Below are 23,591 nucleotides of genomic sequence, written 5' to 3' on the forward strand. Positions count from 1 at the left end.
TAGCTGCTCATGGCGTCCCCATCTCCCCCTCAGCGTCCGTTTCCTACCAGAACAGTGTCACTTCTGGTAGAAAACGGACGCAATAAGCCCTCTCAGCGGGCGTTTCCTACCAGAGCCAGCCCTCTTCTGGTAGAAAACAGCCGCTGAGCCGACTATCAGCGGGCGTTTTCTACCAAGAGCAAAAGCCTTCTGGTAGAAAACGGCCGCCAACCGCCACCCCGCCACGCCACACCGCCACCCTCAGCGTCCGGTTTTGGGGGAACAACGCGGAAAGCCCCGCACAGCGGTGCGAATGCACTGCCATACGGGGCTTTCCGACTTGATAGGGGGACGGCTCGTCGCGTCGCGCGATCAGCCGAAACGGCCGGAGATGTAGCGCTCGGCCTCAGCGTTCTGCGGGTTGTTGAACATCGTGGTGGTGTCCGAGAAGTACTCGAGGTGGCCCGGCTGGCCCACGGCCTTCAGGTTGAAGAAGGCGGTGTAGTCGGCGATACGGGCGGCCTGCTGCATGTTGTGGGTCACGATCACGATGGTGTAGTCGCTCTTGAGCTCGTTGATCAGATCCTCAACGGCGAGCGTGGAAATCGGGTCGAGGGCGGAGCAAGGCTCATCCATGAGCACCACCTGCGGGTGGACGGCCACGGCGCGGGCGATGCACAGACGCTGCTGCTGACCACCGGACAGACCGATGCCGGGGTTGTCCAGACGATCCTTGACCTCGTTCCAGAGGTTGGCGCCACGCAGGGCCCACTCAACCAAGTCATCGGCGTCAGACTTGCTGAGGTGCTTGTTGTTCAGACGCACACCGGCCAGCACGTTCTCACGAATGGACATGGTCGGGAACGGGTTCGGGCGCTGGAAGACCATGCCGACGTCACGACGGACGGAGACGGGGTCCACGTCCTTGTCGTACAGGTTCTTGCCCTCGAGCAGCACCTCGCCCTCGACATGAGCGCCGGGGATGAGCTCGTGCATACGGTCGAGCGTGCGCAGCACGGTGGACTTGCCGCAGCCGGAGGGGCCGATGAAGGCGGTGACCTTGTTGGCCTCGATGTTGATGTTCACATCCTCCACGGCCAGGAAGTCGCCGTAGTAGATGTTCTCGTGGTTGACGTCAATACGTTGTCCCATGATGTTTCCTTTTGTTCCTTGAAATTCGAACGATTAGCGCTCGGTCTTGACGGCGAAGATCTTCGCCACCAGACGGCCGATGAGGTTCAGGACCAGCACGATGATGATCAGCACGAGGGCTGCGGCCCAAGCGCGCTCCATCGGGATGGTGGGCACGCAGGAGGCATCGGCGTTGGCCGGGCAGTTGGCGTTGAGCTTGGCGTACTCCTGATAGACGTACACAGGCAGGGTGGTCATCTGTCCGGAGAACAGGTTCACGTTGGTGCTGGAGATGTAGCCGGCGGTCATGAGCAGAGGCGCGGTCTCACCGATCACACGGGCGATGGCGAGGATGCAGCCGGAGACGATGCCCGGCAGAGCGGTGTGCAGCACGATCTTGGTGATCGTGCGCTGCTTGGTGACGCCGAGGGCCAGAGAGGCCTCACGCAGGTCGTTCGGGACGATCTTGAGCATCTCTTCGCAGGACTTCACCACGGTAGGCAGCATCAGCAGGGACAATGCCACGGAACCTTCGATACCGTTGATGGTACCGGGGCCGAACACGATGGTGAACATCGAGAATGCGAACAAACCGGCGACGATGGAAGGAATACCGCTCATCACATCGACCAGCAGGGAGATGGTCATGGCCAGCTTGCCGCCGTGCGCGTACTCGACGAGGTACACGGCGCACATGATGCCGATCGGGATGGAGATGAGCATTGCACCGCCGGTGATCTCCAGCGTACCGATGATGGCGTGGAGCACACCACCGTAGCCGCCGGACACGGTCGGGTTACCACCGACCACACCGGTCATGTTGTAGCTCAGGAAGTTGAGGTTCAGACGCTTGAGACCGTTGAACAGCGTGGTCCACAGCACGGAGACCAGCGGGATGCAGGCGATGACGAAGGCCAGGGCGATCAGGCCGGTCATGAACTGGTCCCACACCTTACGGCGCTTCTCGGTGCTGGGCTTGACGCGGAACTTGTCGAAGTCGATGACGGGCGCGCCGTCGAGATTGCTCTTCTTTGCTGCTTCAGCCATCATGCACTCGCTTTCTCGGTGATCTTACGCGCAGCGTAGTTGACCACGAAGGTGATGAGGAACAGGATAAGACCGGTTCCGATCAGGGCCGACACACCAAGATCGTTGGCTTCAGGGTACTGAGCGGCGATGTTGGCGGCGATGGTCTGGTTCTGCGAGGCCTGGAGAAGGAACACGGAGTAGAGGTAACCCGGGGACAGAATCATCAAGACGGCCATCGTCTCACCAAGTGCACGACCGAGGGCCAGCATGGAGGCGGACACGATGCCGGACTTGCCGAACGGCAGCACGGCCAGCTTGATCATTTCCCACTTGGTGGCGCCGAGACCGTAGGCGGCCTCCTGCTGGAGGCTCGGGGTCTGCTGGAAGATATCACGCGACATGGAGGTGATGATCGGCAGCACCATAACGGCCAGCACGACGGCCACGGTACCGACCGTACGCTGCGGGTTGGCGGCCGGGCCACGGAAGAGCGGAATCCAACCGAGGTAGGTGGCCACCCAGTTCCAGAACGGGTAGATGGCGGGCACCAGAATCAGACCACCCCAAAGACCGTAGATTACGGAGGGGATGGCGGCGAGCAAGTCGATGACGTAGCTCAGACCGGTGGCCACCTTCTTGGGGGCGTAATGCGAAATGAACAGTGCGATGCCGATGGAGATGAAGAAGGCGATCAGCAGGGCGAGGATGGAGACCAGCACGGTACCGAACAGCATCGGCAGCACGTAGAACCAGAAGTTGTCGGTCCTGCCACCGGAAAGTCCAGAGATGGTTTCCTTGTTCGCGGCCTGATCACCGCCGATAAGCGGCCATGCACGGAAGAACAGGAAGAGGAACACAGCAGCCAGGACGACCAGAATCAGGATGCCGCAGGCATATGCGATGCCCTTGAACACCTTGTCGGCCGTTTTGCCGCCAGCCGGTGCCATGACCGGTTTGTCTTGCGAGCTCACGAATGCTCCTTAATGGATGATGGATAAATTGCCGTATTCGAGGTCCAGACCCGCCACAAGCCGCAACCGTTTCACACGACTGCGGCTTGTGGAGTTTCACATGATTCGGTTATGAATCAGGCGAGGTGGTCTGGGAACCGCGTCATCACTTGGTCTGGATGGCGTCGATGGACTTGGTGATCTGGGAGGTCAGGCTGGACGGCAGCGGAGCGGAGCCGGCGGCGTCCTGAGCGACCTTCTGGCCCTCCTCAGAGGTGATGTAGGTCAGCCAAGCCTTGGCGAACTCAGCGTTCTTGGTGTCCTTGTAGGCCGGGCAAGCAATGGCGTAGGACACGAGGACGATCGGGTAGGCGCCCTCGGCGGAGGTCTCGTGGTTGATCTTCACGACCACACGGTTCTCGCCCTTGGCGGACTCGTCGAGCTTGGAGTCCTCGATCACCTTGGAGCCAGCCTCAGCGGAGATCTCGTTGTAGGAGTCGCCGACCTTGACGGCCACGGTGCCGAGCTTGCCGACCTGGGAGAAGTCGGCGTAGCCGATGGTGCCGTCGGCCTGCTGCACGGTGGAGATCACGCCGGAAGTACCCTTGGCGCCCTGGCCAACGGAGTTCGGCCAGTTCTCGGACAGGTCGTAGGGCCAAGCGTCCGGAGCAGCATCCTTGAAGTAGGAGACGAAGTTCTGGGTGGTGCCGGACTTATCGGAGCGGTGCACGACGGTGATGGCGGTCGCCGGCAGCTTGAGGTCCTTGTTCTGGTCCTGGATGGCCGGGTCGTTCCAAGTGGTGATCTTGCCGTCGAAGATCTTGGCGATGGTGGCGGCGTCAAGGTTGACGTGCTTGCCGGCGTCGGAGATGCCCTTCAGGTTGAAGACCACGGCGATCGGGGAGATGTAGACCGGCACGTCGAAGGCGGCGCCGGAAGCGCACACGGCCTCGGACTTGCTGACCTCGTCATCGGACAGGGCCTTGTCGGAGCCGGCCCAAGCGGTGGCACCGGTCAGGAAGGTGGACACACCAGCGCCGGAACCGGACGGGTTGTAGGCGATCTTGGCGTCCGGGTTGGTGCCCTGGAAGCCGGCGATCCAAGCCTCAACGGCGGCCTGCTGGGAGGAGGCGCCGGCACCCTGGAAGTCACCGGAGATCGGAGCGGTCTTGGAAGCGGTGTCAGAGGAGCCGCTGTTGTTGTTGCCGGTGGAGGCGGTGTTGTCGCCGCAAGCCGCAACGGAAGCAAGCATCACAATGCCGGAGAGAGCGGCAATGGAACGCACAAGAATGTTCTTCTGCATGATTTCTTTTTCCCTCTATCAACTAAACACGGGTGGGGAATTCCGCCCGGTCAATTCATGACATCTACTAGCGTATGGGGAAAGCAGGGAACGGGGGAACGAAATCAGTAAACAAAAGATGAACACTTGCCAATAAATACGGCTACGTCGCCACTACGTAGTTCAAGAGGCCGATATCGGCATGAGGGCGGGGCAGCCGGAAAATCTACGCACGCGAAGACTACCTGCGCCCCGCCAACCGCCGTCGTCGTTGACGGGCGGTCAGACCTCTACTCGGCCGGGGTGTCGATCTTGTAGCCGAGCCCGCGCACGGTGGTCAGGTACTTCGGATGCGCCGGGTCCTCCTCGATCTTGGAACGCACGCGCTTGACATGCACGTCGAGCGTCTTGGTATCGCCGACGTAATCGGAACCCCAGATGCGGTCGATGAGCTGGTGACGGGTCATCACGCGCCCCTTGTTCTGCATGAGATACTCGAGCAGCTCGAATTCCTTGAGCGGGAAGAACACCACTTCCCCGCGCACCGTGACCTGGTGCTGGCCCACCTGCATCGAGATGTCGCCGCACACCAGCGGGATGTCGTCATCCACGGAGCCCGAGGCCTGCGCGGTGGCCTGATTACGACGCAGCACGGCGCGAATGCGCGCCAGCAGCTCGCGGAACGAATACGGCTTGGTCACATAGTCGTCGGCACCGATCTCAAGCCCAACGACCTTGTCGATTTCGGCGCTCTTGGCGGTCAACATGATGATCGGCACGCGGCTCTGTTCGCGGATGCGCCTGCACAGCGCGGTCCCGTCGATGCCGGGCAGCATCAGGTCAAGCAGCACCAGATCGATGCCGCCTTTGGTAAACAGCTCCAGACCCTCTTCTCCAGTGGCGGCGGCGGACACGTCATACCCCTCGCGAGTGAGCTGGTACACCAGCGGTTCGCGATAGGATTCCTCGTCTTCGACGATAAGAATGCGCGTCATAGTAGCCTTTCTAGGGTATGTTCCCGTGCGCATAGGCACAAAATTTTCCGACACCATCGTAACCATTCGCTCTCCGTTTCCCTGCTGTTTCATTGAAGTACGTAATTATGTGCTAACGCTACATGCTATACGCTGCCGGCTCCCGCGACTGTCCGCATACACCCGTCCATATGCATGTTCACCATGCGGGCCGCCGTCGCGCGACGACCTCCCCATCGCCAATCATCGCGCGACCTATCGCCAGTCGCCACCGGCTCTCGCCAGCGGCTCTCACCACCGGCGCGACGACAATCACCAGCCGCCTTTGCCACCGGCGGCCCTACGCACCTGGCCTATCCGCCTGATTCCGCCTATCTGGCCGCACCATGTGCGCGCCCGCTTGCGTCATCGTCATCGGGAGCGGCCGGCATTTCGATGGTGAAGGTCGATCCCTCGCCCTCGCGGGACCAGACGGAGATCTTACCCCCGTTCTCCTGCACGCAGTGCTTGGTGATGGCCAGTCCCAGACCGGACCCGCCGGTGGCACGGGAACGCGCCGGATCGACCCTGTAGAACCGCTCGAACACTCGGTCGAGCGACTTCTCCGGTATGCCGATGCCCTGATCGACCACCCGAATGGTCACGGTGCCGTGGTCCTGCCCGAGTCCGACCGCCACGGTCGTATGTTCGGGGGAATAATGGATGGCGTTCTCCACCAGATTCTTGATGGCGGTCCGCATGGCCTCGCGATCGGCCATGATCACCGGCCCCTGAGGCTCGTCGGGCGCATGGGACTCCGACGCAGTGACGGCGCCACCCTCCCCCGTCGCGGGCACCGCGTTCCCTGCCTCGGCTTCCGAACCATTCGACGAGCCTGCCGACGCATCCGGTGTGACGCCATCATCAGACGACGCATCCGGCTCCGGGGCCACGGTCGGCACCGGCTTGCCGTTGACGCTCAGGCGAATATCCACATGGCGGGCGTCGGCCTGGACCTGGTTCTCGGCGATGGCCGCGCGTGCCACATCCAGTGTGGAGACGCGCTGCACATCCATCACGCCCTGCGAGCTCTGCGCCTTCTGCAGATCGATGAGGTGATGGACCAGCTCGGTCAGGCGCGTGGATTCCTTGGTGATGCGCCCCGAGAAGTACCGTACGGCATCCGGATCGTCGGCGGCGTCGGTGATGGTCTCGGCCAGCAAGGCGATGGCGCCGGCGGGCGTCTTGAGCTCATGGGAGACGTTCGTCACGAAATCGCGGCGAACGGCCTCGAATCGACGCTGTTCGGAGACGTCGTCGATGAAGATCACGTACAGGTCATCGCCGATGTCACCGATGCGCACACGCAGATACAACGTACTGGACGGCAGCAGCTTACCGGCCTCGAGTCCTTTGCCGTTGAGCTGCGGGAACGGATTACGGTCGATGGGCAGTTGCACCTCACGCTCGCGTACGCCACCATCCGTGGCGGCCTGCGTCAGGATATCCTCGACCTCGCGCGAGTTGAGCCGCCCGGCGGAGACCAACCCGAACGGCACCGAACCAGGACTGGCATACTGGACCCGGCCATTGCGATCGGTGACGATCACAGCCTGTGGCATCACCTCGATCAGCCGGCGTTCCGTGGGGCGCACGGGAATATCGTCGCCGAACAGGGACCGCGCATCCGCATCCTTGGCGGCGGCCTCCTCGGCGACGCGGCGGCCGGTGGCGCGGCCCTTGTTGTACGAGATGACGACAACCCAGATCAGGCACAGCACCACGAGCACAGCGATTACGATGATCTTCCAGATTTGCATGATTCCAGACTAAAACGCCGCATTTGTAGTACACCGGGTGAGCTACGTAAGTTCGCCTACTGTTCATCTGATCTGCGTGCGATCCGCGCCCGATGCGCGTCTGTCGTATGTTCGCCATGCATCCGCGCGCAATGGCTGACTCTACACCTGGCACGCGCCGGAGCCGGCGAACGAAGCCCACCCATTACCCCTGAACATACGACAGCGCCATTCCCCGTCACCGCGATGGGGAATGGCGCTGTAATAGCCTTACAATCAGATCCGGCTCATATCGTTCCCGCCATAGCGGGTGAGCCGGGATGACTCACAGCTCGTAGTCCTTGTCCTTGCTTTCCTTGATGAGGAAGAGGGCGAGCAACGCGAGGGCGGCCATGATGGCCATGTACCAGCCCACGCCGGCCACGCCGAACTTGGAGGAGACCAAGGCCTGGGCGATCGTCGGGGCGAACGCGCCACCGAAGATGGCCGCGAGATTGTAGCTCAGACCGGCGCCGGAGTAGCGCACATGCACCGGGAACAGCTCAGGCAGGTACGCGCCGCACGGTCCGAACAGGCCGCCCATGAGCACGAAGCCCACGCACAGGAAGATCATGATGTGGGACGCGGAATGCACGAGCAGCAACGGCGTAAAGAAGCTGAAGACCAGAGTGCCGGCGGTCACCACGAAGAGGACCTTCTTACGACCCACCTTATCGGCGTAGACGCAAGACACCACGATGAAGATGGCGAAGAAGACCACCGAGCACATCTGCATGAGCAGGTATTCACTCTGCGTGAAGCCAAGGCCCTTGACGCCATAGGACAGGGACCAGGTGCCGAGCACGTAGAACAGCGTGTAGGTGATGCCCATGGCCACGGTGCCCAGCAGCACCTCCTTCGTGTAGGGCAGCAGGTCGGTAAGCGGGTGCTTGGACGTGCGCTTCTCCTCGGAGGCCTTGCGGAAGACCGGGGTCTCGGACATGCGGGCACGCACGTACAGGCCGATGATGACCAGCACGGCGGAGCACAGGAACGGGATACGCCAGCCGAAGGAGATCATCTGCTCCTGGCTCAGGTTGGAGTCGAGCAGCAGGTTCAGGCCGTAGGCGCAGAAGAAGCCGATCGGGGCGCCGAGGTTCGGGAAGGAGCCGTACAGGGCGCGCTTGTCGGCCGGGGCGTTCTCGGTGGCGACCAAGGCCGCACCGGACCATTCACCGGCGAGGCCGACGCCCTGGCAGGCGCGGCAGATGCACAGGATGACCACGGCCCACGGGCCGATCTGGTCATAGCCGGGCAGGCAACCGACCAGGAAGGTGGCGATGCCCATCGTCATCAGCGCGAGGACGAGGGTCTTCTTGCGGCCCATCTTGTCGCCGAAGTGGCCGAACAGCATCGAACCAAACGGGCGGGCCAGGAAGGAGACGGCGAACGTGACGAACGCCATCAGGGTGGCGAGCGCCGGGTTGGACTTGGCGACGCTCGTGAAGAAAATCGTGCCGAAGTAGCTGGCGGCGGCGATGGAATAGCAGTAATTATCGTAGAATTCGATGGCCGTGCCGACCATGGAAGCGGCGATGATCTCCGGGACCGAATCCTTCTTCACCGGCTTTTCTACAGCTACGGATGCGCTGGCAGACATGTGCTTCTCTCCTCATGCCGCAGGGTTTCAGACGCCTCCGTATCGGATATCGGATATCGAATATCACTATCGGGTATTCCCTGTAAGGGATACGTTCAGGCGAACCCTGCTCATAAAAACTCATGAGCACAGCGACGGACATGTGGAGGAGGACTGGAACGGCTTGTGGCCACAGCGACGAACCCCCACACATCGCTGTGCTGATTGATGAGTATGGCGCAGCGATGAGCAGGGGTGACCAAAACGCTCATATAGTGGACAACCGGTCTTACGAGCGCTACAGGCGCTTGACGATATCCACGGCGAGACGTGCGGCGGTGTCGGCGTATTCGGAGATGTCGAACTCCTTGAACACCTCGTAGTCGGTGTCCGCATTGTCCGACAGGGCGCGAATCACCAAGGCCGGCACATCGTTGCGCGCCGCGACCTGCGCCACGGCGGCGCCTTCCATCTCCACGGCGTCCGCACCGGTCAGCCGGATGACCTCCTCCACCTTGGTGGGGGTGTCCACAAAATAGTTGCCCGAGGCGATGATGCCGGTGATATGCGTGATGCCGGCATCGGCGAGCGCCTTATCGGCCACTTCGAGCAGATGGTCGTCGGAGTGGAATTCGGTGACCGGAACCTCGGTGGTGCCGGGCTTCCACTGGCCCACCAGACGCATATCAGTGTCCAGATACCGCAACGTACCGCCGAGCACCACATCGTTGATGTGCAGATGGGTGTTGAGATTGCCCGCGATACCGGAGAAGATCACGGCGTCCGGGGCGAACTCGCTGATGAGCAGCTGCGTGGTGGCCGCCGCGTTCACCAGGCCCATGCCGCCCACGGTGGCGACCACCTTGATGACGTCTGAGCCGAAGGAATACACGGTGCCGGACACGATGTCCAGACTGCCTTTGGCGGTGTGGGTCACATGCGTCAGGGATTTGGCGATAAGCGCCACCTCCTCATCCAGCGCGCCGATGATGGCCACGGTCTTCATACCCATGTTGTTCCTTTCCTGTCGGTCGTTATCAAGTCGATGTGTTTCGGGAAGCGTCCGTTCCCAGCCGCGGGACGCGGTCGTCGCGGCGGCACGTCCGGCCTTCAGCGCCAGCGTCGGGTGGCCACGGCCTCGGCCAGCTCGCGGAGCAGCGCCTCGGTGTCCGGCCAGGAAATGCACCGGTCGGTGATCGATTTGCCGTACACGAGCTGATCGAGCGGCGCCGCCGGCTGGTTGCCGCCTTCGATGAAACTCTCCATCATCACGCCGGTGATGCCCCGCTCCCCCTGCGCGATGCGGTGGGCGATCTCCCGCACCACCTCGGCCTGACGATGCTCGTCCTTGCCCGAGTTACCGTGGGAGCAATCCACGATAAGGCCATGCGCCGCCGCCGAATCGGCCGGCATGAGCGAACGGATGGTCTCCAATGCATCGGCGATGGAATCGGCATCATAATTTGGCCCATGGTTCGAGCCACGCAGCACCACATGGCAATCGGGGTTGCCGAGCGTCTTGACCACAGCGGCACGACCCATATGGTCGATGCCGAAGAACGTGTGCTGCTGGGCTGCGGCGAAGCAGGAATCAGTCGGCGCCTTGATGGACCCGTCGGTCGCGTTCTTGAATCCGATGGGCATGGACAGGCCGGAGGCGAGCTGGCGATGCACCTGGGATTCCGTATTGCGCGCGCCGATCGCACCCCAGCTCACGGCGTCCGCGATGAACTGCGGACTGGTCGGCTCAAGAAATTCGGTGGCCGCGGCGAGGCCGGTGCCCAGCACGTCGAGCAGGGTCTTGCGGGCCAGCAGCAGACCTTTCTTGATGTTGCACGAACCATCGATGTCCGGGTCGTTGATGAGTCCCTTCCAGCCCACCGTGGTGCGCGGCTTCTCGAAATACACGCGCATGATGATGAGAAGCTGTTCGTCCAGCTCATCCTTCAGTTTGGCCAAACGGCGGGCGTAGTCGAGCGCGGCCTTCGGGTCATGCACCGAGCAGGGCCCCACGATGACGAGCAACCGGTCGTCCTGGCCGTAGAGGCAGGCGCGAATCTCGTCGCGCGAATAGGCGACGATCTCCTGGGCTTGCGGGCTCAACGGCTGATTAGCCAGCACCTGCGCCGGGGTGGGCAGCACCTCGAATTCGAGGACGCGACGGTTGACGATACGGCTGATGCCGACCTGATCCTCCCAACGCGGCACATCGGTGACCACCAGCGGGTTCTTGCCCTCGTCCATCGCCTGACGGATGGCTCTCAGATCCTCGGGGCGGTTCAGCTGATGCGCATGATCGTCCTGTTGTTGCATAACGGTGTTCTCTCCTTGAAACTTACTGCTCCCAAGGATAGGTGCAATGGGTGACGCTGCGGCAGAGACGATGCAGCAGCGATGGCCGCAGCGCTATTCTCCCCATAATCGCCGCCACCGGTGTCGCAGTCGCACCGCGGCAGCGCCACATCCGTCCCCACGGCAAAGCCACACCTGCCCCGCAGCCGAACAGCCACAGCTACAGTCGTGCACAGCAACACTACAGCAACCGGACCACAGTCGTACGCGGCGGTACCACAGCAGTACCACAGCAGTACCACCACTTGGCTGCCCCAAGACCCACGCCGGACCACGGCCACACACATACCACAGCAATACCCGCGGTTGCGCCACGGAAAACCCAGCCGCATCGCGGCAACGCCACAGCCACATCACGGAAAGCCCCGCAGCCGCACCTCCACAGCCACAGCCGTGCGCGGCGACACTACAGCAACCGGACCACAGTCGTACGCGGCAGTACCACTGTGCGGCAGCACCAACAACAGCCATGGTCCTGCCGCACCAGCAGTCGCACCACAGCAGTACCACAGCAGCCGCACCCCTGCCGTACTTCTTTCCGCGATACATTGTCGGGAAAATAACCATACGTTCGCGACAAAGTCTCACTGACCGCCACTCAGTGGTACATTGTCGCGAGAATCGGTCTATTTTCGCGACAATGTACCACTAAGGCAGTGTCAGTGAGACTTTGTCACGAAATCCCTCGTTTTTTCGCGACAATGTACCGCTCCTGCAGGGCTGCACACACGACGAGAGACATAATACGGCGCATCGGTGCCACACCGTGTATCACCAAGCACGGCGACAACGCCCGAAACCCTCTGCCCAACCATACCGACGTCACATTGAGCCCATAACGGCACACATAGCACAAACGAAACAGAGGTCATCGGATCTTAGGCACCCCAAGCCCCATCAATTTCGCCTCCAAACGTCCCGGAGACACCACATCCTCGAAGAACACATGCGCGATCGACGTGACGCCCTGCGCTCTCAGATGCTGTTCCCTCAGATGTGCATAAGCCAGTTTCGACTGAATGCTGGCACGGTTCTGATTACTTCCATCACGATACTTGGCCATACCGTCGTATTCCGCAACCAGAATGCGACCATCCGCCAATTTCCAACAAAAATCGACCCGATACGGCATGGATCGGTTATCGGGATTTTCAAATTCCATCTGCATCAGAGGCAGTGCGAAATCATTGTCAATCAACATCCCTCTCATCAACGATTCGCCACCGTTCTCACTACGTCCGTCTGCATGTTCCAGCAATCGCGAGGCATCCTTCATATCGCGCAGGTATTGCGGCAGAGCTTCATGCAGCTTGGCCATCGTCGTCAGTCCCAGACGCAATGCTGAATCATAGATGGCCAAGGCCTGCGGGAACGATAGCGACGAGCAATCAGCCAACGTGCGTTCCGGCGTTGTGACGGCTATCCCTCTACATCGCTGTGAAGGAATCTGCTTCATGTATATTCGGTCCAGCCGCGGCTCGTCACGCTTCCCCGCACCCGAAATTGACGCGATATGCACCGTACCGTCATGCAGTGAATAGGCATGCTGCAATCCATACACGCAGATTGCGCTAAGCCCCGCGAAAACCCATTGAGGATGCCTTTGCGCCAGAGACTTGATGGTGTGAAGGGATTGCTGTTCTACAGTCAATCCTTTCCAATATGAGGCATCAGCGTACAGATTGCAGTACGGCGAAACCAATTCACCGGCTTCCGCACGACGCGCCAACGCTTGACGTTCGGCATGATTCCGCCCAGCGGCACAACGCCGTTCCGCTTCAGCCGCGCGCAACAGCGCGGTCACTCCTTTGTGTTCTTTCATGATTCGACGCTATGCATGTACGGCTCATATGCGCAAGCCGAATCGGGGTATGTGGATAACTCAACGCGTCGCCACTGTCCAGCACCGGAAGTTCGTTGATTATGCTGCCGACTTCCTCTGCCTGACGTCCCAGACTCGAACAGGCACTATCGAATACCGGAAATGACAAGGCCGCCCCGCGCGTCCGTCATCATCAGGCACCGGATTCACAGAGGCAGGTCGAACAATCCCCAGAACGCCATGCAGGTCAGAGCAGCGAGCGCCGCCACGACGGTCAGCACGCACACGACACGACGGATGCCGACGATGCCGCCCCGATTGGTCCAAAGGTACTCGAACCGCCATGCCAGCAGCACGGTCAACGCCAGCGACATAAGGCGCAGCATCACCCAACCGACGCCGAACAGGGACGGCAGGGGCTTGAGGAACACGGCGGCGGCGCCCACGCCGGCGAGGTAGCCATAAAGCAACACGAGAACCGTCATCGACGCCATCCCGATCATCCAGCAGGCGCCGGCGATGGGCGGCCTGTCGTACGCCGGATCGTTCGGGAACCCTGCCCGTGACGGCGCATGTATACGGGCGCGGGCCGTCAATGGGCCAGTCGCAGGTCCCACCGCAGGAGCATCGTCGCGCATCGCACGGGCGGACGCGACGCACGGCAACACCGGTGCCGACGCCGGGCCATCGGCGATTGCCGCGACCGACCGGACGTGCAGGGCGGCTCGTTTGCCGCGAACAGGCACTATGACACCGTGCCTCCGGCGCGATATCAGTGCAATCACCGATATGGCAAGGCCAAGCATCGCGGATACGCCCAGCAGCAGCGGAGTCAGAGCCATCAATGCGACCAATACGCCGAGCGAGCCGACGATACCGGAGTTGGTGCGCGACGGGGCCGCGAATCGTTGACTGGGCTGGGCGCCGGCGACCTGAGGCGTCGCCCAGCCTTCGGCCTGCTTCCATGCCGCATCATCCGACGTATCGTCCTTCGCCTCACCGAACGACGACGTGGACCTGCCGCCGGTGACGGTCCCGGACGGCGTATCGTCCTCTTCGCCGGCAACGCCATCGACGCGTCCGGCATAATCGGCGACCATCCCCGGCAAGCCGCCGGCCGAATTCACGGACTTCCCGCCGGCGGCACCCGCCCCGGCCCCGCCGATCGTCACGCCGTTCACCCAGTTCTCCAAGGCCTGCGTGTATCCATCGGCCAGCGGCAGCCCCGGCGCGAACAGCCCGTTGCCCGCGCGCATCTGATGATTGCCGGCGAAATACCGTACGGTCACGTTGTCGTTGCCTGCACGATGGGCCGTTTCCATGATGCGGCGAGCGCCCTGCTCGATGGGCATCGCCGTATCGTAGGTGCCATAGCTCACCAGCACCGGCATGGTGAGCGCGGACAGATGCGCATCGGCGTCGAAATCGGCGTAGGACAAGCCGAACGGCGCGTAATCCAGCGACAACAGTTTTGCGGTATCCCTGACCACCGGCTCCGGCGCGCCCGCCGCATCCGCATAGGCGCTGACGGCCATGGCCATCTGTTCGCGCCCTTTGAACACCGGCGCCGAGGTCAGTGCGGCGAATGCGATGTCGTGCCGTGCCGACGCCAGAATAGTGGCGATCCATGTGCCTTCCGATTCGGCATAGATGCCGGTTTTGGACGGGTCCACACCGCTCGTGCCGCGCAGTACGTCGAGGGCGCGGCCATAGTCGCGGGCGAACCGGGCATAGTCGCGATGCAGCACCGTATAGCCGTCACCGCGTTTGGCCGGCACCAACGTCACAATGCCGGCGGAGGCCATCGCATTGGCGATGTCGCCGAAGTCCTCGGCACCGCTGGTGCCGGAACCGTGGATGAACAGGCAGGCCGGACGGTTTCCGGGCGCGTCGACCGGCTCTCGCAGGACAGCGGGCAACCGTTCACCGTCGCCGACATCGACCGTGATTCTCGTCTCGCGTGTTCGGTACCGGCCTTCGCGGGGGATGGTCGCCCCGTTCCGGACCGCCGGTTCGATGTCCGGGCTCGGCGAGGCCACCGCAAGATGATCGGCATATGGTTGGATGCTCCAGCGCGGGGTCATGGCCCAGCCCAATGTGGCGAACGCCAACAGCAGTACCACCGCCATGACCGTCACGCGCAACATCCGTTTCATATGCGCCTCCATCTGACTTCGGGTGACCGCTGAACCGCCAACAGGTGTACTCCGTATACGTCCGGTCGGCAACATCGTTCGCCGGAAGCCCCCGGCTCGGCGGTCGGGTTCATTGGTGATTCGATGACGATTCGATACGGATTCGATGGTGATTCGTCCGCCCGCAGGCCGAATCACCATCCTCGTTCCCGGCCGCCGGCGACCCGCGCCCCGGCAAAAGACACGGATGCCAGCTAGCCAGCCACAGCTATGCCGCCGCGTTTCGCCCGCTCTTGACGGCCCCCATCACGGCCCACACGACGGCGACGATCACGAGTATCACGCCGACCACGGCGCAGGCCACGGCCACGACGATCTGGGGTCCGGCGGTGAACGCCGGAATCAGCGTGTTCGGGAACACCAGCCCGAACACCATCGCCACAACGCCGATGAGCAGTCCCAGCAGCCCGAAGACGACTGTGGGAATGCTGACGCCACGCTTATTCGGGGATGTGTCGGAGGCATCGGGTCCGCCGGGTTTGCCGGCATCTCCGGCACCGACCGATGACGAACCGCCACCAATCCCGGATGCCGCCGCGCCATCCCCCACCACAGGCTGCGGCTTCTGCGATGTTTCCGGCTGCGACGTCTTCGGCCGCGAGGCGGACGACGCGTCATCCGCATGCATCGCATCAACCGTCTCGCCGTATAGCGGCACGTCGTCGGCCGGCGGAATCGACTCGCCCTTCAAGGGCAAATCACCGATGGGGACATCCTTGTCACACGCATCCCCGGCAACCGCAATCGGCGCTGGGTCCGAATCCGACGCGGAATCGGCATCCGCCACCGGCTGATCGATGACCTCCGTTTTGGCAGCCGCATCGGCGTCATCATCCGTCCTGAGCACGCGGGTCTCATCGACGGGGCGTTCGGCCGACGGCATCGCCGTGGTGACGGTCACGTCCTCAACGGTCATGGGCCGTGTCGTGAACTGTTTGGTATCGTCGCTCATTGCTTGCCCTCCTGCTGGCGTTGATCAGAGGATTCCGACGGCTGCGAACCGTCCGAATCAGACGATTCTTTCGACTCCTTCGACTCCTTCGAATCCTTCGAATCAGATGACGTAGATCCGCCGGATGCGGAATCATCGTCAGGTCCCGACTCGTCGGGCAAGGTGCTGTTGATGTAATCCTGCCGTTCGCGACGTCCGGATTCCGTGCCGTGCAGATTGTCGAATTGGCGGAATGTCAAATCCTCCCAATTCGAGACGTACACCACGTTCACCCGCCCCTCGAGCGCATACGGGACCCTGATAAGCAGTTCGGGACCCTTCGACGGCATGCTGTCGTAATCATTCATCCACACGTAATCGTCGCCGGTCATGTCGGAGAAGCCGGCTTCGCTGAAACCGTTCCCCAGCAATCCGTCGAAGCCGAATACCGTGGCGGGCCAGCGCGCCGAATCAACGGATGCGGCCTCGTATTTGCCGCCCACGGAATCGCTGAGTACGTATCCATATCCGGTGCTGCCGAAGCCGTACGAGCAGCCGCCCGGCAGAATGATATGCACCTGCGACTGATACGCGGCGATCGTGATGTCGCCGACCGGGCAGTTGGAGGTGCTTTTGCGGCCATCCATAAGCTCGATTTCATGAGGCGAATGCATGTCCGGCCAAGCGGAGAAGTCAAGAATCGCCTTGCTGTTCTCATAGCTGTCGCCGATGAACGAGACACCCTGCTTGAGCACATCGAGCGTGCGTGTGCTGGAATCGGCCACCATGGTGTCGCCCACTTGGATTTCGTTCATGCCGTACCCGTTCTCGGAGTTCTCGCTTGCGCTTAGGTTCACGCTTGCCGCATAAGTTCCGTCGTTATGGGTGATGTCGTAGTAATACGCCGAAAACGTACCGGACACGATAATCATGGCCACGGCGCAGGCACCGGCAATCAGTCCCAACGGAATCAGCCCGCCGGCGCGTCGTCCGCGAACTCCCAGAATCACCACGATGATGCCCATTATGATGCACACCGCCGCGCTCCAAACGGTGACCAGCTCCACAATGGGGGCCAGACCGAAATCGTTCACATTGATGATCGCCATGATCGCGGCAATGGAAATCAGCATCGATCCGAGCACAGCGAGCACCAGAATCGGGCCGGCCGGCTTGCGTCGTTGGGAGTGCGGATGGTTGTCCGGTCCAGGCGACGGCACGGCGTAGGAACCGGAGGCCGGCATCGGGCCCGCATACGGATCACCTGCACCCGGCGCACCGTAGAAAGGCGGATGCTGATTCGTTGGAGCCATAGGGCTAGCGGGAGCGGCGGGCGTCGTGACCGGATTGACGGGATTGAACGGCGCCGGACCCGCGCCCCGACCAGCCCCGTTGGCTCCGGCATAGCCGGGAGCGTACGGGTTCTGACCGGCAGGACCCATATGCGAACCGTTGGATGGCTGGACAAACTGAGGACTATAGGGACCGTTATATGGCTCGCCATATGAAGCGCCAGAGGCACCGGGACCAGGGTACGGGCCACCATTCGGCGCGGCATACGGCCCCGAGGATGGCGCGGCGGACGGACCGGGGCGTCCGCCGCGATAACCGAACCCGTAGCCTTCCCGCTGACGGATGCCGCTCGTCACCAATGCCCACAGCGCCACGGCCGCCAGCCCGATGCAGACCCACCCGGCGCCGGGAATCACCAAGGCCACGGCCATGAACAGGAAACATCCGAGACAATTCCAGTTCCAGTGGCCGTTGACGAGATCCTCGCCAAGGATGCGGCCATTGCGGACGTCCGGAAGCAGGAACCAGCCGAACGCGTACAGTGCGGCGCCGAAGCCGAACACCAGTGTGGATACGATCATCAGGGCGCGCACCAAGGTCGGGCTCCAGCCCAAGCGCGCCGCGATTCCGCTGCAGACGCCGCCGATCCACCGATCGTCGCCTCGGACGATGCAGCTGGACCGTATCCATGAGAAGAAGCGCCGCAGAGCCTTGTTCGGCTGCGGCTGATAGGGATTCACCGTTGGATTGCTCATGGTTCCATTACAGCAACACGCCGCTGCCATACCGGCCGGGGAACACCCTGATTGTTCCCTGAACCCCCGTTGAAACCTCGGTGTCACCACCCTGGACGCGGCACAATGGAACTATGAATCCAACCCCGACCCTACCTCCGGAACCGATGCTGCCAGCCCGGATGCCGCTGATGCGGCCGAAGCGCGGCCGCTGGCTCACCGGCGTCTGCAAGGGCATCGCGCTGCATCTGGGCATATCCGTGGTATGGGTACGGATGGTGTTCCTCGCACTGACTCTGCTGTACGGCGCCGGAATCATCGGGTACGTGTTCCTGTGGATTTTCATGCCCGCCGGCGACCCGGTTGCGGCGGCATCGGCCGCAGCCCGTACGGCACCGATCGCTCAGGCACCGCTCGCGCGCGGCAATCAGCCGATATCACCAATCAGCTTCGGCGGATTCGGAACCAACGGTGTCAATACCGGTGGATTCGGAACCGGCGCATCCCATGTTCCCGGACATGGGGGTGGGCGTGAGGACGGACCTGGAGCCGACGGGTTCGGCATCCCCGGCCATGCGTGCGGCGCGTACGGCACCGGAACGTTCGACCCTGCCGCACATGCCGCAAACCCGACTTCGACGCCCGGCCCCAGCGCGGCCGCCCTCCCTGTAGACCCTATGCTCGATGCAGCTGGCGCATCCGCCCCCGAATCACTGGCGGATGCAGTGAAGCGGGCCCCCAAACCGGCTCTGGTGGCGCTCAGCGGCATAGCACTGATGGGCATCGGCCTGTTGCTGGCGAGCACCGGTGTGGACAACACCGTCATACTGCCGCTGCTGATGATGCTGGCCGGCATCGCGCTGGCATGGATGAATCCGTCTCCCCAAGGCGCGCAGCTGCTGTCCATGCTCGGCGGCATCGCGCTGATCTTCGTGGGCTGGACCGTGTATGTGGGCAACGTCACCTATACGGGCTGGGGAACCTCGCCGCGCCGCATCATGGCCTCCGGATTCGTGATGGTCGCCGCGATGGTGGTGGCGGTGATGCCGTGGGCCGGCGCGCTGCTGCAGCGGCTTTCCCACGAACAGGCGCTCAAGGAGCGCGAGGAGGAGCGCGCAGATATGACCGCCCATCTGCATGATGGGGTGTTGCAGACGCTGGCGTTGATCCAGTTGCACGACAAGGAGCCGGACACCGTCTTCACGTTGGCCCGCGCTCAGGAACGGGAGCTGCGTGAATGGCTGTATCAGGAGCGATCCACGTCCGACCGTTCGGTGGGTACGGGACTGAAACAGATTGCAGCGCAGGTGGAGGATGAGCACGGCAAACCGATCGAAGTGGTGATTGTGGGAGACGCAAGGCCCAGTGCGCAGACCGATGCGCTGTTGGACGCCACCCGTCAGGCGTTGGTCAACGCCGTCACCCATGGTGGCGAACCGATTGCGTTGTATTGCGAAGCCACGCCTTCGTTGGTCGAGGTGTTCGTGCGAGACCATGGCCATGGTTTCGACGTGGATGCGATTCCACCGGACCGGCTGGGCATTCGCGAGTCGATCATCGGACGCATCAGGCGGCGCGGGGGCAGCGTGGAGATCGTTTCCCGGACCGGATGGGGCACCGAGGTCAGGATGCATATGCCGATTGCGATGCAGGGCGGTGCGGCCGGCGGTGCCGGAAACGGCTCTGCCGGCGGGTTCAGAAGTGGCACAGGAGGCGACCCCGGTCAGATGCGGACTCCGCCGCCGTCTCGCGCGCCTCGCCAGCAGCCGGCGAATACCGACGTCAATCTGCCGCGCATAGCCTGATACCGCCGATGTCGCAGTGCCGTCACAGTGTCACAGTGAGTGCCACAACTGCCGTGTCTGCTTTGGACACGACGTACGCGGCGGGCACTGCGGGACGTCAGTCATCAGCAATGCATAATTCCCCAAATACGTAATTCCCAATGCAAAGAGAGACAATAGGAACCATGAGTGAACCTGAGAAGATCCGTGTAGCGGTCGTCGATGACCATGAAATGTTCCGAGCGGGCGTGATCGCCACCCTGCGCGATTCATTCGACATCGTGGGGCAGGCTGCCGACGTACCGGGGTCTGTGGCCATGATCGCGCAGACCAAACCGCAGGTAGTGCTGTTGGACGTGCATGTGCCGGGCGGCGAAGGCGGTGGCGGGGCGGAAATCCTGCTGAAGTCACGCCCCTACTCCCCCACCACCGTGTTTCTGGCGTTGTCCGTTTCGGACGCGCCGCAGGATGTGGGATCGGTGATTCGCGCCGGCGCGCGAGGGTATGTGACCAAGACGATCACCGGTACCGATCTCATCTCCTCGATCAAGCAGGTGCACGAGGGGTATGCGGTGTTTTCGCCGAAATTGGCTGGATTCGTCCTGTCTGCATTCCAAGGCGCGCCGCTGGGCGGCGACGGGGACGGCGCACCGATTCGCGATGAGGAGCTCGATCGGCTCTCCGCCCGCGAGCAGGAGGTGATGCGTCTGATTGCGCGTGGGTACACCTACAAGGAGGTGGCCGCCGAACTGTTCATTTCCATCAAGACGGTGGAGACGCATGTGAGCTCGGTGCGGTTCGAAAGCTCCAGCTGTCGAACCGCACCGAGCTGACGCGATGGGCCGCCGACCGGCGGATTGTGTAAGGCTCTGCGGTCTCTCCGTACTGCTTTGTTTTGGGGGCGACAACAGTCGTTCCTGTTGCCGTTCTGACGCGGCAATGCCATCAAACGAGTTGAGGGGAGTCATGGCTCATGTAAGCCATGACTCCCCTCAACTCGTTATGCGACCCGGCTCCCCGCTAGCAGGCAATTATCAGTACATTTCTTGCGGGAAGGGCCGGAATCCCATGGATATCACTTGGCGTCGCGGAAACCGTTCGGGTTCTTGGTCTGCCAGTTCAGGGAGGAAGCGGCCATATCGTCGATGGTCAGTTCGGCCTTCCAGCCAAGCTCGCGCTCGGCCTTGGAGGCGTCGGCATAGCAGGCGGCGATGTCACCGGGGCGACGGGGCTTGATCACGTACGGAATCGGGTGACCGGCGGCCTTCTCGTAAGCCTTGATGACCTCCAGCACGGAGTAGCCGTGGCCAGTACCGAGGTTGTAGACGAACACGCCCTGCTTGTCGATGTGATCGATGACCGCCACATGACCTTTGGCCAGATCGACAACGTGGATGTAGTCGCGCACGCCGGTGCCGTCCGGGGTGTCGTAGTCATCACCGAAGACCTGTACGGCCTTGAGCTCGCCGATGGCCACCTTGGCCACGTACGGGGTCAGGTTCGCCGGGATGCCCTTCGGGTCCTCGCCCAGCAGGCCGGACTCGTGCGCACCGACCGGGTTGAAGTAGCGCAGCAGCACGATGGTCCACTCGGGGTCGGCCACATGGACGTCGCGCAGAATCTGCTCCTGGAACAGCTTGGAGGTGCCGTACGGGTTGGTGGTGCCGCCGGTCGGGGTCTCTTCGGTAATCGGTAGTTCCTTCGGGGTGCCGTACACGGTGGCGGAGGAGGAGAAGATGATCTTCTTCACGTTGTGCGCGCGCATGACCTTCAGCAGCACCAGCGTGGAGTAGAGGTTGTTGTCGTAGTATTCAATCGGCTTGGCCACGGACTCGCCAACGGCCTTCAAACCGGCGAAGTGGATGACCCAGTCAATCGGATTCTCGTCGAAGATGCGGTTCATGAGGGCTTCGTCACGCACGTCGCCGTCATAGCGCTTGATCTTCTTGCCGGTGATCTGCTCAACGCGGTCGAGCGCAATCGGAGATGAGTTGCCATAGTTGTCAACGGAGACGACATCGTAGCCCTTCTCCAACAACTCAACATCGGTGTGGGTGGCGATGAATCCGGCGCCACCCGTAACCAGAACTGTGGTCATGTTTCCTCCTTGAAGTATCTTGCCTTCGCCCCTCATTCTACACCAAACAGTAGCGAAAATGTGCGGTTTTGTCCGTTTTTGTGCGTCGATTTGCTGTTTGGCGGTAAAGCGAACATTCATCATGAACGATTTGAAGCCTCGGCACAGGGGCATTCTGATCTCCTGCCGTCTAAGCCCCACCCCATTTCGGGCCCAATACTGTGTTTTGGCAAGTTGCGGACACGGTGCTGGGCATCGGACTCTTACATGAGCCGGTTTCCATGGAAATGGTGTTGTCGGGTGTGTCGGATCTTTCGTTGATCCTTGTGCGGGGTGTTGGGTCCCAACGTCGTTGTAGTGGTTTTGTGTGGTGTGCGGTGTGCGGCCCGTTGCGGGGGCTGGAGAACGTGGTTTGGTTGGCTGAGGGGGTTGGTTGTCGTCATCGTGCGGCCGCCCGTGGCGTCGTGGTGGCTGTATCGTTGCGGGTCGTCAGGAATTTCAGGGAGAGCACCGGTGGTGCCCGGTGTTTTTCGGGGTGTGTGGGAATGCGGGGAGCCCTGGCGGGGGTTGGTGTTTCCGGTCGAGTGCGTGGGTGTGGGGTGTCCGTGTCCAGATGAATGGGGTAAACGGAAGAACACCGACGGATTGTTCTGTTGTTGGGGTTTCCGTCAAGTGCATGTGTGCAGAAACAAGGGAGCCCCGGTACCGTGTTGGTATCGGGGCTCCTTGTGAACGTGTAATGCGGCGGTGTGCTACTCTCCCACATCCTCTCGGGTGCAGTACCATCGCCGTGCCAGGCCTTAGCTTCCGGGTTCGGAATGGATGCCGGGCGTCTCTCCTGGGCCATGACCGCCGCAAATCTTCAATTAGACGTCCCACACGCGTTGGTGTGGGGGATGGTTCCCGTGATGGGTTGGGGACCGGATAGCGGACGCGATGTCGAAATGGTCTTGCGGTCATCCGGATGCTCCATGCCGTCCGGAAGTCCATTGCAGAAGAATGTTTTCGATGCTCCCCAACAGGGTTGGGGTGTGTGTTGCCGTTCCCCCGTTAGTACCGGTCAGCTCCACCCCTTGCGGGGCTTCCACGTCCGGCCTATCCACCACGTGTTCTCCATGGGGGGTACAGGCACTCGAGGTGCCACGGAATGCTTATCTCGGAGCAGGCTTCCCGCTTAGATGCTTTCAGCGGTTATCCCTCCCGAACGTAGCCAACCGGCCGTGCCACTGGCGTGACAACCGGCATACCAGAGGTTCGTCCACCCAGGTCCTCTCGTACTATGGGCAGGCCTCCTCAGCATTCCAACGAGCGCAGAGGATAGAGACCAAACTGTCTCACGACGTTCTGAACCCAGCTCGCGTGCCGCTTTAATCGGCGAACAGCCGAACCCTTGGGACCTGCTCCAGCCCCAGGATGCGACGAGCCGACATCGAGGTGCCAAACCATCCCGTCGATATGGACTCTTGGGAATGATCAGCCTGTTATCCCCGGGGTACCTTTTATCCGTTGAGCGATGCCGCGTCCGTACACCGGCACCGGATCACTAGTCCCGACTTTCGTCCCTGCTCGAGCCGTCGCTCTCGCAGTCAAGCTCCCTTGTGCACTTGCACTCGACACCCGATTGCCAACCGGGCTGAGGGAACCTTTAGGCGCCTCCGTTAC

General features: G+C 62.0%; 15 protein-coding genes, 2 rRNA genes and 1 pseudogene. 2 read left to right on the plus strand and 16 right to left on the minus strand.

The window, feature by feature from the left end; translation table 11 throughout:
* Positions 1–351: 351 nt before the first annotated feature.
* The 13 genes from pstB to BMYO_RS01610 all read right to left on the minus strand — a co-directional run bounded on the left by pstB (position 352) and on the right by BMYO_RS01610 (position 18,089).
* Positions 352–1,131, minus strand: a complete 780-nt coding sequence (pstB, locus tag BMYO_RS01550; RefSeq protein ID WP_094666841.1) for a phosphate ABC transporter ATP-binding protein PstB — start codon at positions 1,129–1,131, stop codon at positions 352–354.
* Positions 1,132–1,164: 33 nt separating this feature from the next.
* A complete protein-coding gene (gene pstA, locus BMYO_RS01555) occupies positions 1,165–2,157 on the minus strand; it encodes a phosphate ABC transporter permease PstA (RefSeq protein WP_420807277.1) in 993 nt (330 codons plus the stop codon).
* Positions 2,157–3,110, minus strand: a complete 954-nt coding sequence (gene pstC, locus BMYO_RS01560; RefSeq protein ID WP_094666843.1) for a phosphate ABC transporter permease subunit PstC — start codon at positions 3,108–3,110, stop codon at positions 2,157–2,159. Before pstC ends, pstA begins: the two co-directional genes overlap by 1 nt.
* Before the next feature lie 145 nt (positions 3,111–3,255).
* Complete coding sequence (pstS, locus tag BMYO_RS01565) at positions 3,256–4,392, minus strand: phosphate ABC transporter substrate-binding protein PstS (RefSeq protein ID WP_094666844.1); 1,137 nt, start codon at positions 4,390–4,392, stop codon at positions 3,256–3,258.
* Positions 4,393–4,661: 269 nt separating this feature from the next.
* Entirely contained in the window at positions 4,662–5,366 is a 705-nt protein-coding gene (locus tag BMYO_RS01570; protein WP_169834010.1) for a response regulator transcription factor, read from the minus strand.
* Positions 5,367–5,716: 350 nt separating this feature from the next.
* Positions 5,717–7,144 carry a sensor histidine kinase gene (locus BMYO_RS01575; RefSeq protein ID WP_094666846.1) on the minus strand — a complete coding sequence of 476 codons (1,428 nt, stop codon included), beginning with the start codon at positions 7,142–7,144 and terminating at the stop codon, positions 5,717–5,719.
* A 304-nt stretch (positions 7,145–7,448) separates the two neighbouring features.
* Positions 7,449–8,762, minus strand: coding sequence for an MFS transporter (locus BMYO_RS01580; RefSeq protein WP_094666847.1), 1,314 nt, complete (start codon positions 8,760–8,762; stop codon positions 7,449–7,451).
* A gap of 277 nt (positions 8,763–9,039) precedes the next feature.
* The gene (mtnN, locus tag BMYO_RS01585) at positions 9,040–9,753 is read right to left on the minus strand and encodes a 5'-methylthioadenosine/S-adenosylhomocysteine nucleosidase (protein ID WP_094666848.1); all 714 of its coding nucleotides are present in this window, start codon (positions 9,751–9,753) and stop codon (positions 9,040–9,042) included.
* 98 nt (positions 9,754–9,851) lie between these two features.
* On the minus strand, positions 9,852–11,054 hold the full coding sequence (locus tag BMYO_RS01590) for a 3-deoxy-7-phosphoheptulonate synthase (RefSeq protein ID WP_094666849.1): 1,203 nt from the start codon (positions 11,052–11,054) through the stop codon (positions 9,852–9,854).
* Between the two features lie 907 nt (positions 11,055–11,961).
* Positions 11,962–12,915 carry a hypothetical protein gene (locus tag BMYO_RS01595; RefSeq protein WP_094666850.1) on the minus strand — a complete coding sequence of 318 codons (954 nt, stop codon included), beginning with the start codon at positions 12,913–12,915 and terminating at the stop codon, positions 11,962–11,964.
* Positions 12,916–13,121: 206 nt separating this feature from the next.
* Entirely contained in the window at positions 13,122–15,071 is a 1,950-nt protein-coding gene (locus BMYO_RS01600; RefSeq protein ID WP_233427999.1) for an alpha/beta hydrolase family protein, read from the minus strand.
* Positions 15,072–15,318: 247 nt separating this feature from the next.
* Complete coding sequence (locus BMYO_RS01605; protein WP_094666851.1) at positions 15,319–16,062, minus strand: hypothetical protein; 744 nt, start codon at positions 16,060–16,062, stop codon at positions 15,319–15,321.
* Positions 16,059–18,089, minus strand: a complete 2,031-nt coding sequence (locus BMYO_RS01610; protein WP_094666852.1) for a PspC domain-containing protein — start codon at positions 18,087–18,089, stop codon at positions 16,059–16,061. The genes BMYO_RS01605 and BMYO_RS01610 overlap by 4 nt, the downstream gene beginning before the upstream one ends.
* Positions 18,090–18,259: 170 nt before the next feature.
* Here BMYO_RS01610 and BMYO_RS11980 point away from each other — a divergent pair, with 170 nt between their 5' ends.
* Together BMYO_RS11980 and BMYO_RS01625 are read left to right on the plus strand one after the other, a co-directional pair.
* The gene (locus tag BMYO_RS11980; protein WP_420807278.1) at positions 18,260–19,873 is read left to right on the plus strand and encodes an ATP-binding protein; all 1,614 of its coding nucleotides are present in this window, start codon (positions 18,260–18,262) and stop codon (positions 19,871–19,873) included.
* A 164-nt stretch (positions 19,874–20,037) separates the two neighbouring features.
* Positions 20,038–20,717: pseudogene (locus tag BMYO_RS01625) on the plus strand (LuxR C-terminal-related transcriptional regulator).
* A gap of 210 nt (positions 20,718–20,927) precedes the next feature.
* On the opposite strand, the gene galE reads toward BMYO_RS01625, so the two are convergent.
* The 3 genes from galE to BMYO_RS01640 all read right to left on the minus strand — a co-directional run.
* Complete coding sequence (gene galE, locus BMYO_RS01630; protein WP_094666853.1) at positions 20,928–21,950, minus strand: UDP-glucose 4-epimerase GalE; 1,023 nt, start codon at positions 21,948–21,950, stop codon at positions 20,928–20,930.
* A gap of 718 nt (positions 21,951–22,668) precedes the next feature.
* Positions 22,669–22,786, minus strand: a 5S ribosomal RNA gene (rrf, locus tag BMYO_RS01635).
* Between the two features lie 173 nt (positions 22,787–22,959).
* Positions 22,960–23,591 (minus strand): 23S ribosomal RNA (locus BMYO_RS01640); the annotation flags it as partial.

This window comes from Bifidobacterium myosotis, from assembly GCF_002259745.1.
GTDB classification, from domain to species: domain Bacteria; phylum Actinomycetota; class Actinomycetes; order Actinomycetales; family Bifidobacteriaceae; genus Bifidobacterium; species Bifidobacterium myosotis.